The organism is Brachybacterium sp. HMSC06H03, from assembly GCF_001807385.1.
Classification (GTDB): domain Bacteria; phylum Actinomycetota; class Actinomycetes; order Actinomycetales; family Dermabacteraceae; genus Brachybacterium; species Brachybacterium conglomeratum.
On the sequence record NZ_KV788768.1, the window covers coordinates 1 to 10667 of the forward strand.

Genomic DNA, 10667 nt, shown 5'->3' on the forward strand with positions numbered 1-10667 from the left:
CGCAGCAGCTCGCGCCGGGCGAGGGCGGGCACGAGCCCGACGGGCTCCGCCTCCGCCTCGGCGCCGGGCAGCACCCGCAGGTCCAGCAGCGCCGCGAGCTGGTGCACGTCCACAGGCGCGGTCGCGACGTCCAGGAACAGGCCGAGCACCTGGTGGTGGGCCCGGTCGCGGGAGGGTCCGACGGCGCCGATCGCTGGCATGCCCCGCCGGTGCAGCGCACGGTCCAGCACGTCGGTGTCCGCCGAGGCGAGCACCGCCGCAGCGGGGTCCGCGGCGAGGAACCGGGCGGCGGCGTCGGCCGCGGTCCACTCGTCCAGCGCCTCGAGCACCGTCAGCTCCGGCGAGCCGCCGCCGGCGCGTGCAGGCGCCCTGAGCCGCACCCCCGCCGCCTCCAGCAGCCCCAGCAGTCGGGGCCACATCCCCGGCAGCGCCTCCGGCTCCTCCGCGAGGGCGATCTCCTCGATCCCGAGCGGCCAGGCGCCGCCTGCCTCCTCGAGCAGCTCGATGACCTCGGCCAGGTCGTCGGCGCCCGACGGGGCGAGCGTCCCGGTCACCCCGACCTCCGCGACCCGCTCCAGCTCCCGCACCGTCGCGAGCCGCTCCGGCAGCGGACCCGCACTCCGATCCGGCCGCCAGCCCGTCTCGATCGCGGCATCCCGCCAGCGCAGCAGCTGCGCGGCGGTGCTCCACGGATCCACCGCGAAGGATCGCGCGGGCCACGGCTGGGGGTGCTCCTCGAGCAGCCGCAGGTACTGCGCCACCCGCACCGCCGACTCGACCGCGGGCCGCGTCAGCCCGAGCCGTCCCTGCAGCAGCTGCACCAGGCCCCGCGGGCCGAGCCGCGCGATGCCCGCGGCCCCGCCGCCGTCGGCCCAGGCCGCACCGTCCAGGGACCAGCCGAACTCGATACGCATGGAGCCACTGTAGGCGGCCGACGCTCAGCGATTGAACGGATCGTCCGGCCTGATCCCCCAGGAGAACCCCCGCTCGTACAGCACCTCTCCGGACTCGTCCGGGGCGAGCACGAGATCCTGCCCCTCGCCGGTGACGTGCAGCGTCTCGTCGGCCTGCTCCTGGACGGTCAGGGTGAGCGTCTCGCCCTCGTCCTCGAGGTACTCCTGCACGGGCTGTCCCTCCTCGCGCAGGTCCTTCAGCCTCAGCTCGATCGTGCCGTCCTCGCCGCGGGTCCAGGAGCCGGCGCGCAGCGTCCCGTCGGCCGTGCGCAGCTGCGCCTGCGCGGCCCCGCCGTAGGAGATCGAGCCGAGAGCGAGACGGCTCCAGCGCGCGTCCTCGGAGAGCTGCGCGGCAGGCTGAGCGGTGTCCTCGGCGACGGCCCACACCCCGGCCGGCACCGACTCGTCCACGCTCCGCGGCGGGTACATCGTCGTCACGCCCCACAGCACCAGACCCGCGATCACCGCGGCGGCGATCGGCCCGGCAACGGCCCCGACACGCTCCGCCGGCCGCCACGGGACCAGCCGCGGCCGCGGCGCCTCACCGATCTCCCCGCGCCCCAGCACCGCGCGCCACAGCCGCGGCACCCACGGGATCAGCACCACCAGCGACATCGCGATGTACACGGCCGACGGGGTCTTGACCATCACGTCGTAGCCGATGTTCAGCACCAGCACGAAGCTCATCGAGGCCGCACCGATCAGCGCGCCGAGCACGACCGTGCGCCGCCACAGCAGCGCGAGACCGGCGCCGAACTCGGCGAGGCCGGAGAGGAACTGGAAGACGGGGGAGAAGGCGACCATCCGCCACAGCAGCCCCATCGGGCTCATCTCCCCGTGGGCGATCAGGGCGTCTCCCGCATCGGAGAACCCGAACTGGCCGAACACGAGCTTCGCGGCGCCGTAGTACATCAGCACCAGCGCGAGGGCGAGCCGCACCCCGCCGTGCGCCCACCACGCGAGCGTCACCCCGGCGGTGCGGGCGAGGCGCTTCTCGGTGGAGTAGTCGGCGGGGGCGGGCGCGTGGTCATCGGTTCTGGCCATGCGCCCAGCCCATCATCGCGAGCGGCTGCGCTGATCACCCGGCGGTCTCGACTCCGCTACGACCTTGGGCGGATGTCGCCGTCGCTCCTGCGATCAGCCCTGGTTCGCGCTGCCGGGGTGCGCCCACGGCGGCACGTCGCCGCCGGGGTAGCCGTCCGGCACCTGCTGCTGGGCCTGCCGCTGCGCCTCGCGCGCCTTCTGCTCGGCCTCCTGGCGGGCCCGCTGGGCGCGGGCCTCCTCGCGCTGGCGCTGCTGCTCGGCGGAGGCGCGCTGGCGCTGAACGGAATCAGCGGCATCAGCATTCTGGCTCGCCTCGGCCGCGGCCTGCGACTGCAGCATCGCCGAGCGGATCTCCTCGCCCATGGAGCCGACGGAGCCGGGGTTGCTGGGCAGGTAGAGCACGTTGGAGCGACCGTTGCGGGCCACGTCCTGCATGGTGTCGAAGTACTGCGTCATCAGCAGCAGCTGCTCGGCGGAGTTCTCGATGCCGACCTTGCGCAGCATCTCGTACTGCTCCGCGATGCCCAGCGCGATCGCCTTGCGCTGCGCGGCGACGCCCTCGCCCTGGAGGCGCTTGGACTCGGCCTCGGCCTCCGCCTGGGTGACGCGCTTGATCTTGTCCGCCTCGGCGAGGGACTGGGCGGCGACCCGGTCGCGCTGGGCGGCGTTGATGGAGTTCATCGAGTCGCGCACCCGCGAGTCCGGGGAGATGTCCTGGACCAGGGTGTTGATGATGTTGAAGCCGAACTCCTGCATCCGGGTCGAGAGGGTGTTCTCGACGCTGCGGGCGATGTCGTCCTTCGACTCGAAGGCCGCGTCCAGCTCGAGGCCCGACAGCGCGGAGCGGACGGTGTCGAAGACGTAGGAGCGGATCTGCGCCTCGGGGTTGGACAGCTTGTAGTACGCGTCCACGACCTGCTCCTCGCGGATGCGGTACTGCACCGCGACGGGCACCGTCACGAAGACGTTGTCCTTGGTCTTGGACTCGATGTTGACCTCGAGCTGCTGGACGCGCAGCGAGACCGGCTTGGTGGTGCTGTCGATGAACGGCGTCTTGAAGTTCAGACCGGCGTGCGCGACGCGGCGGAACTTGCCGAAGCGCTCGACGATGATCGCCTCCTGCGTGTGCACCGTGAACATCAGAGAGGTGCGCAGGCCGCCGAACAGCAGCGCGGCGAGGATCGCGAGCACGACGAGAATCACGACGAGCACGACGATGGTGATGACGAGGCCTTCCACAGGGACCCCTTTCGAGTGGGAGGAACGTGTGAGACACGCTACCAACTCACCGGAGGGACAGCTCCGCCTCGATCCTGCGGGCGATGCGGACGGGCGGCACCGGCGGGGCGAAGCGGCGCACCACGTGCCCGTCGGCGGAGACGAGGAACTTGGTGAAGTTCCAGGCGATCCTCCCGCCCATCACCCCCGGTCTCTGCGCGCACAGCCAGCGCCACATCGGCGGGGCGTCGGGCCCGTTCACGTCGGTCTTCGCGAACAGCGGGAAGGTCACCGAGAACTGGGAGGTGCAGGTCTCCCGGGTGTCCTCGTTGCTGCCGGGGTCCTGGTGGAACTGGTCCGAGGGGAACCCCAGCACGCTGAAGCCGTGCGGCGAGAAGCGCTCGTGCAGCTCCTGCAGGCCCCGCAGCTGCGGGGTGAAGGCGCACTGGGTGGCGGTGTTGACCACCAGCACGGGGCCGCCGCGGAACTCGCCGAGGTCCACCTGCTCGCCGTCGATGCTCGTCGCCGAGAAGTCGTGGAAGGTGCGGTCGTCCATGATCTCCTTCCCGTGGCCGTCCTTACGCCATCGTAGGTCAGGAGAGGAACTCGTCCACCTCCGCCCGCGAGGGGGCGCTCTGCGGCCCGCGCCGCGTCACCGCGATCGCCGCGGCGGCGTTGGCACGGGTCGCCGCGGACTCCCAGTCCGCGCCGAGCGCGCGCTCCGCGAGCAGCACCCCGGTGTGGGTGTCGCCGGCGCCGTTGGTGTCCACCGGCGTCTGCGGGAAGGCGGGGATCTCGGTGCCGCGCCCGTGATGGAAGACGTGGCAGCCCCGCTCCCCGTCGCGCACCACGATGACGGCGCCCGGCCGCAGCCGCCGCCGGATCGCCTGCGGCGTGTCCTCGAGGTGGTCGAGGTCGGTCAGCGCCCGCGCCTCGTCCGCATTGGAGGTCCACACCGTGGTGAGGGCGAGCATCCGGTCCTGCAGCGCGCGGGGGAAGGAGGCGAAGGGGTCGCCCGGGTCCAGCACCACGTCGACGCCCTCCTCGAGCCCCTCGAGGAACTCCAGCAGCGGTTCCCGGGTCGGTTCGAACAGGCTGTATCCGGAGACGCACACGAGGTCCCCGGGCCGGGGCGCCAGCCGCGCGAACGACTCCGCGGTCACCTGCCGCTCCGCCCCGTACACGGTGAGGAAGGTCCGCTCGGCCGACGGCTCCAGAAGCACCACGCAGTACCCGGTGTCGGCGTCCTCGCGCGGGATGTCCGAGACCGCGACCCCGTCGGCCCCCAGCACCTCCCGGATCAGGTCCCCGTTCGGGCCGGTGCCATGCGCGCCCCCGTGGACGGCCTCCGCCCCGGTGCGCGCCGCGGCGAGCAGCGTGGTCACGGCCCCGCCGGCGTAGCGGCGCTCGGTGCGGGCGTTGGTGTTCCCGCCGCGCGCGGGCAGCGCGTCGACCTCCAGGATCACGTCGACGAGGGCCTGGGCGGTGTGGAGCACACGGGACATGGCCCGAGTGTAGGTGGGAGCATGGCCCGATGGCCCCCGCTTCCGCCCGCCGCCGCACCCCCGTCATCATCGTGATCGCCGCGCTGGCGGTCATCGCCCTCGTGCTCGGCGGCGTCGCCTTCTGGCGCTCCACCGCCGACGACGGCACGGACGCCGCCGAGCAGCTGGCCGGCACCCTCGCCGAGGGCGGCTCCGACCTCGATGCCGAGGTGCTCGGCGCCCTCCGCGACGCGGGAGCGACCCCCGAGGTCACCCTCGCCGATGCCGGCGAGGCCCAGGACGGCAGCCGCACCGCTACCTACGACTGGATCTGGACCCTCCCGGACGACGCCGGGACCTGGGAGTACACCACCACCGCCACCCTGACGAAGGGTGAGGACGGCTGGGCGCCGCGGCTCACCCCCGCGGCTCTCGGCCCCGAGCTCGAGGACGGCGAGACGCTCGCCGTGCACGCCGTCGACCCCGAGCTCGGCACCATCACCGACCGCGACGGCACCCAGCTCTACGGCCCCCGCGACGTGAAGGTCCTCGGCCTGGACACGTCCCAGCTCTCCGCCGACCAGCTCGACTCCTCCGCCCGCGACCTCGCCGCCGCGCTCGGCACCGACGCGGACCGCTACGCCGAGAGCGTCGCAGGCGCCGGCGAGGAGGCCTTCGTCCCCGCCCTGACCATCCGCGTCAGCGACGAGGGGGAGTACGACCTCGCCAAGGCCCGGCAGGTCCCCGGCTTCCACGCCCTCGAGGAGCAGCGCCCCCTCGCCGTCGAGCGGGACTACGCCCCCGGCGTGCTCGGCTCCCTGCGCGAGGCGACCGCGGAGGACGTCGAGAAGTCCGGCGGCGAGATCCAGGCCGGCGACCAGGTCGCGAGCGGCGGCGTCCTCGCCGCGGAGCAGGACGCGATCCTCGGCACCTCCGGCCTCGAGATCGTCGCCACCGGCGGCGAGCAGGAGCGCCCGCTCCACGAGGTCGATCCCGTCGCCGGCACCACGGTGCGCACCACCCTGGACGACGACCTGCAGCGCCGCGCCACCGCCGCGATCGCCGACGAGGACTCCCCGTCGGCCGTCATCGCGCTCAGCGCCTCCACCGGCGACGTGCTCGCCGCGGCGCTCGGCCCGACCGGCCAGTCCTATCCCGTCGGCCTCGTAGGCCAGTACGCGCCCGGCTCGACCTTCAAGACCGTCACCGCGCTGTCGCTGCTGCGCGCCGGCGTCACGCCCGACACCGAGCTCCAGTGCCCCGAGACCGCCTCGGTCGCCGGACGCTCCTTCAAGAACGCCGACTCGATGGACCCCTCCCTGTTCGGCACGATGCCGCTGCGCTCGGTGATCGCGCACTCCTGCAACACCGCACTGCTGCTGCAGCACGAGACCGTCTCTCAGGCCGAGCTCGCCGACGCCGCGACCACCCTCGGCATCGGCCAGGAGGCCCCGGCCGGGCTCGACGCCTTCATGGGCTCGATCGACCCGGACGACGAAGGCGTCGAGCACGCCGCGGCGATGATGGGCCAGGGTCGCGTGCTCACCTCCCCGCTCGCCATGGCGACCGTGCTCGCCTCGGTGCAGAACGGCTCCACGGTCACCCCGCGCATCCTCGCCGACGAGGACCAGGCCGCCCCCGAGGTCCCGACCCCCCTCACCGAGGACGAGGCCGCGCAGATGCAGGAGATGCTGCGCGGCGTGGTCACCGACGGCAGCCTCGACGACTTCGCGGACCTGCCCGGGGAGCCGGTGATCGGCAAGACCGGCACCGCCGAGTACACGAACGAGGAGGGCGAGCTCGCCCTGCACTCCTGGGTGATCGTCGCCCAGGGCGACCTGGTCGTCGCCGCCTTCGTCGAGGACGGCAGCTACGGCTCCGTCACCGCCGGCCCGATCGCCCGCGAGGTGATCGCGGGTCAGTAGGCGGTGCGCCCCTCGTGGGCGAGCCACGCGTCGAACGGGGCGACCGCGTCCGCGTGCCGGTGCTGCTCGACGGGGAGCACGGCGTGGCGGCCCGGCCGGGCGAAGTAGTCGTAGAAGGCGGAGTCGTCGAAGCCGGCCCGCGCGGCGTCCCCGCGGCCTGCGGCGAACACCACGAGGTCCAGCCGCGCCCAGAGCGCCGCGGCCAGGCACATCGGGCACGGCTCGCAGCTCGAGTACAGCACCGCGCCGCGCAGCTCCGGCGATCCGCTGCGTGCACAGGCCTCCCGGATCGCGGCGACCTCGGCGTGGGCGGTGGGATCGTTCGAGGCGGTCACCCGGTTCACGCCCTCGACCAGCTCCCCGCCCGGCAGGCGCACCACGGCGCCGAACGGACCGCCGCCGTCGGCGACGTTGGCGGTGGCCAGGGCGATCGTGCGCTGCAGGGTCTCGGTGGGATCGTGATGGTCCATCGCGGGCCTCCTCGGGGCCGGGACCACCGAGACTACAGCCCCGCCGCGACCTCCACGGCCTGGCGGATCGCCCGCTCCGCGTCGAGCTCCGCGGCGACGTCGGCCCCGCCGATCACGTGCACCCGCGGCGCCCGGCCGCGCCGCTCGGCGATCACCTCGTCGGCCAGCGCGTTCACGCTGACCTGTCCGGCGCACACCACGACCGTGTCCACGTCGAGCACCCGCGCCTCGCCGTCCTCGGTGATGTGCAGTCCCGCCTCGTCGATCCTCTCGTAGGTCACGCCGCGGTGCTGGATCACGCCGGCATGGCGCAGCTCCGCCCGGTGCACCCACCCCGTCGTCCGGCCGAGCCCGGCGCCGATCCGCGTCTCCTTGCGCTGCAGCAGGTGGACCTCGCGCCGCGCCTCCTCGCGCGGACGGGTGATCACGCCGCCGCGCGTCGAGTCGGCGTCGACCACGCCCCAGTGCTCCCGCCAGCGCGCGACGTCCAGGGTGGGGGAGGGGCGCGGCGCCGTGAGGAACTCGGCGACGTCCACGCCGATCCCGCCCGCGCCGATGATCGCGACCTTCTCGCCGGCCTCGGCACGGCCCTCGAGCAGATCGGCGTAGCTGATCACTTCCGGCCCGCCGCTCCTTTCCAGCGAGATCTCCCGCGGCGCGACGCCGGTGGCGACGATGACGTCGTGGAAGCCCTGCAGCTCGGTCGCCGTCGGCCGCATCCCGAGCCGGATCCCGACGCCCGCCGCGGCCAGCCGCATCCGCCAGGACTGCAGCGCCTGCGCGTAGTCCTCCTTGCCGGGGATCCGTGCCGCGAGCCGCAGCTGCCCGCCGATCTCGTCCGTCGCCTCGTAGAGGGTGACGATGTGGCCGCGCTCGGCGGCGGCCAGCGCCGCCTCGAGCCCCGCCGGGCCCGCGCCGACGACGGCGACCTTCCGGATGCGGCGCTCGATCACCGGCGTCAGCACCAGCTCGGTCTCGTGGGCGGCGCGCGGGTTCACCAGGCAGCTCGCCCGCTTCCCGTCGAACACCTTGTCCAGGCAGGCTTGGTTGCAGGAGATGCAGGCGACGACCTGTCCGGCGCGGCCGTCCGCGAGCTTGTTCGGCAGCTGCGGATCGGCCAGCAGCGGGCGCGCCATCGAGATCAGGTCCGCCTGCCCGGAGGCGAGCACCTGCTCGGCGACGTCCGGGTCGTGGATGCGGTTCGAGGAGACCACGGGGACGCCGACCAGCTCGCGCAGGTGCTGGGTCTGCTCGGCGAAGGCGGCGCGCGGCACGGAGGTGACGATGGTGGGCACCCGGGCCTCGTGCCAGCCGATCCCCGTGGAGAGCACGTCCACACCGGCGCGGACCAGGGATTGCGCGAGCGCGGTGGTCTCGGTCCAGGTCTGCCCCTCGGGCACCAGGTCCAGCAGGGAGATGCGGTAGCTCAGCAGTGCGTCGTTCCCGATCGCGTCCCGGACCGCGGCGGCGATCGCGAGCGGCACCGCGCGCCGGCCCTCGGAGGTGCGGCCCCAGCGGTCCCGGCGATGGTTCGTGGCCGGGGCGAGGAACTGGTTGAGCAGATAGCCCTCGCTGCCCATGATCTCGACGCCGTCGTAGCCGGCGTCGACGGCGCGACGGGCCGCCTCGGCGAAGTGATCGATGGTGCGCTGCACCCCGCTGCGGGTGAGGCGACGGCTGCGGAACGGGGACAGCGGCGACTTCCCGCCGCTCGGGGAGGCGGACAGCGGGTGGAAGGCGTAGCGGCCGGCGTGGAGGAGCTGCAGGACGATCCGTCCGTCGGCCTCGTGGACCTCGCGGGTGATCAGCTCGTGGGCGCGCAGGGTGCGGGCGTCGGCCTGGGAGCCGCGCGGGGTGAGTCGGCCGCTGCGGTCGGGGGAGAAGCCGCCGGTGACGATCAGCCCCGCGCCGCCGCGGGCGCGCTCGCCGAGATAGGCGGCGAGCTTCTTCGCGTCCGACGGGTCGTCCTCGAGTCCCGTGTGCATCGACCCCATCACGATCCGGTTGCGGACCTCGAAGGGGCCGAGGTCGAGCGGGGAGAGCAGGGATCGGTACCGCGACGCTGCGGCGGAGTGCTGAGGGGAGGACATGCCTGCGATTCTGCCAGCTCGCCCGCGTACGCTGGAACGGACCGGTCCCACACTGCTGCGAGGAGCCCTCGATGACGACGCGTCTGCTGATCATCGTCGATGTTCAGAACGACTTCTGCGAGGGCGGTGCGCTCGGCGTCGACGGCGGCGGCGCGGTCGCGGAGCGGATCGCCTCGTACCTCCGCACCCGGAGCGGGGACTACGACCGGATCCTCGCCAGCCAGGACTGGCACCGCGGGGACACCGACAACGGCGGGCACTTCGCGGTGCCGCCGGTGGCGCCGGACTTCGTGGACACCTGGCCCGTGCACTGCGTCGCGGACACGGAGGGCGCGGCGCTGCATCCGGCGATCGCAGCGGTGGAGGACCGGGTGGAGGTCGTGCACAAGGGGCACGGCGTCCCGTCGTACAGCGTGCTCGAGGGGACCGTGGTCGGCACCGGCGAGTCGGTGCAGGCGCTGGTCCCCGGCTGCGCGATCGACGTGGTGGGCCTCGCCTACGACTTCTGCGTGCGCGCCACGGCCCTCGGCTCCCGCGAGGCCGGCGCGTCGGTGCGGGTGCTGCGGGAGATGACGGCCGCCGTGCATCCCTCGGGCGTCGCGGAGCTCGAGGAGGAGCTGGCCGCGGCGGGTGTCGAGGTGGTCAGAACGGAGGATCGCCGAGATCCGGCGGCGGGCTCCCGGGAGGGATGACCTTCCGGCCGGCGGCCTTCGCGAGAGCGGCCCGCCGGTCCTCGGCGACGCGTTCCGCGCGGGGTCGGGCCAGTTCCTCGGCGTGGAGGCTGCGGGCCTCGGCGGCGAGGCGCTCGTGCTCGGCCGCGGCATGCTCGAGGAGCCTGACCGTGTGCGGGGTGAGCAGGTCGGTGGCCTCCTCGGTGGTGGTGCGCAGATCCTCGCCCAGGGTCCAGTGCGTGGTGAGCGGCCGGGTGGGCGCGCTGTCGTCGACCGGCTCACGGGTCGGGTCGATCAGGCCGGCGGTCTTCATCCGGTGGTGTTGCCAGCACAGTCGATGGAGGTTCGCCAGGGAGGTCGGGCCGCCGCGCTCCGGGTGCTCGTGGTCGTACTCGAGGATGTGGTCGTCCTCCGCGGCGGTCGCGGTGGGGCGAGTGCAGCCGGGTGCCGCGCAGACCGGGTGGCGCAATCGGAGCTGCAGCCGCATCGCAGCGCTGGGCCGGTAGGTGTCGGGCAGCACGGGAAGATGCGTGCCGCGTGCCGCATCGGTGAGGATCCGGGTCCAGACGCTTTCCCCGGCCGCGAGGGCCCGGGCGAGCTCTGCGGGGATCGGGGTGGTCCCCTCGAGCATGGCCGGGGCGTCGTCCCGCCCGAGCAGCGTCATCACCGGCACCGTCACCAGGAGCTTGTACGGCGAGGCCGTCTCCTGCACCGGGTCGGTGTCCAGCACGGTGTGGGCGAGGAGCGCGTAGCGCAGAGTGCGCAGCGAGAGCGGTGCGCCGCGCTCGGCGAGGTCGCCGTCGATGTCGAAG

9 protein-coding genes and 1 pseudogene are annotated in these 10667 nt (G+C 73.7%); 2 read left to right on the forward strand and 8 right to left on the reverse strand.

Annotated features, from left to right (window positions below):
* The 5 genes and pseudogenes from HMPREF3159_RS07695 to HMPREF3159_RS07715 all read right to left on the reverse strand — a co-directional run.
* Positions 1-914: pseudogene (locus HMPREF3159_RS07695) on the reverse strand (PD-(D/E)XK nuclease family protein); the annotation flags it as partial.
* Between the two features lie 24 nt (positions 915-938).
* Positions 939-1997 carry a hypothetical protein gene (locus tag HMPREF3159_RS07700; RefSeq protein ID WP_070500504.1) on the reverse strand — a complete coding sequence of 353 codons (1059 nt, stop codon included), beginning with the start codon at positions 1995-1997 and terminating at the stop codon, positions 939-941.
* A 93-nt stretch (positions 1998-2090) separates the two neighbouring features.
* Complete coding sequence (locus HMPREF3159_RS07705; protein ID WP_062948445.1) at positions 2091-3236, reverse strand: SPFH domain-containing protein; 1146 nt, start codon at positions 3234-3236, stop codon at positions 2091-2093.
* Between the two features lie 46 nt (positions 3237-3282).
* Complete coding sequence (locus HMPREF3159_RS07710) at positions 3283-3771, reverse strand: glutathione peroxidase (protein ID WP_070500505.1); 489 nt, start codon at positions 3769-3771, stop codon at positions 3283-3285.
* Positions 3772-3808: 37 nt separating this feature from the next.
* On the reverse strand, positions 3809-4720 hold the full coding sequence (locus tag HMPREF3159_RS07715; RefSeq protein WP_070500506.1) for a PfkB family carbohydrate kinase: 912 nt from the start codon (positions 4718-4720) through the stop codon (positions 3809-3811).
* A gap of 29 nt (positions 4721-4749) precedes the next feature.
* Between HMPREF3159_RS07715 and HMPREF3159_RS07720 the strand changes: the two genes are divergently transcribed.
* Positions 4750-6624 (forward strand): penicillin-binding transpeptidase domain-containing protein, encoded by a 1875-nt coding sequence (locus tag HMPREF3159_RS07720; protein WP_070500507.1) that lies wholly within the window; start codon positions 4750-4752, stop codon positions 6622-6624.
* Here HMPREF3159_RS07720 and HMPREF3159_RS07725 read toward each other — a convergent pair.
* Together HMPREF3159_RS07725 and HMPREF3159_RS07730 are read right to left on the reverse strand one after the other, a co-directional pair.
* On the reverse strand, positions 6618-7094 hold the full coding sequence (locus tag HMPREF3159_RS07725) for a nucleoside deaminase (protein WP_070500508.1): 477 nt from the start codon (positions 7092-7094) through the stop codon (positions 6618-6620). The two genes, HMPREF3159_RS07720 and HMPREF3159_RS07725, sit on opposite strands and share 7 nt — an antisense overlap.
* A gap of 32 nt (positions 7095-7126) precedes the next feature.
* On the reverse strand, positions 7127-9184 hold the full coding sequence (locus tag HMPREF3159_RS07730; protein ID WP_070500509.1) for an NADPH-dependent 2,4-dienoyl-CoA reductase: 2058 nt from the start codon (positions 9182-9184) through the stop codon (positions 7127-7129).
* 71 nt (positions 9185-9255) lie between these two features.
* Between HMPREF3159_RS07730 and HMPREF3159_RS07735 the strand changes: the two genes are divergently transcribed.
* Entirely contained in the window at positions 9256-9876 is a 621-nt protein-coding gene (locus HMPREF3159_RS07735) for an isochorismatase family protein (protein ID WP_070500510.1), read from the forward strand.
* Here the strand turns inward: HMPREF3159_RS07735 and HMPREF3159_RS17835 are convergent.
* The coding region (locus HMPREF3159_RS17835) for an HNH endonuclease signature motif containing protein (protein WP_246821557.1) at positions 9827-10667 on the reverse strand (841 nt) is incomplete at its 5' end. The two genes, HMPREF3159_RS07735 and HMPREF3159_RS17835, sit on opposite strands and share 50 nt — an antisense overlap.

What these genes read in the sequence shown, in the direction of transcription:
- HMPREF3159_RS07700 (WP_070500504.1), bottom strand. Translation starts at nt 1,997, where the DNA reads ATGGCCAGAACCGATGACCACGCGCCCGCCCCCGCCGACTACTCCACC.
- HMPREF3159_RS07710 (WP_070500505.1), bottom strand. Translation starts at nt 3,771, where the DNA reads ATGGACGACCGCACCTTCCACGACTTCTCGGCGACGAGCATCGACGGC.
- HMPREF3159_RS07715 (WP_070500506.1), bottom strand. Translation starts at nt 4,720, where the DNA reads ATGTCCCGTGTGCTCCACACCGCCCAGGCCCTCGTCGACGTGATCCTG.
- HMPREF3159_RS07720 (WP_070500507.1), top strand. Translation starts at nt 4,750, where the DNA reads ATGGCCCCCGCTTCCGCCCGCCGCCGCACCCCCGTCATCATCGTGATC.
- HMPREF3159_RS07725 (WP_070500508.1), bottom strand. Translation starts at nt 7,094, where the DNA reads ATGGACCATCACGATCCCACCGAGACCCTGCAGCGCACGATCGCCCTG.
- HMPREF3159_RS07730 (WP_070500509.1), bottom strand. Translation starts at nt 9,184, where the DNA reads ATGTCCTCCCCTCAGCACTCCGCCGCAGCGTCGCGGTACCGATCCCTG.
- HMPREF3159_RS07735 (WP_070500510.1), top strand. Translation starts at nt 9,256, where the DNA reads ATGACGACGCGTCTGCTGATCATCGTCGATGTTCAGAACGACTTCTGC.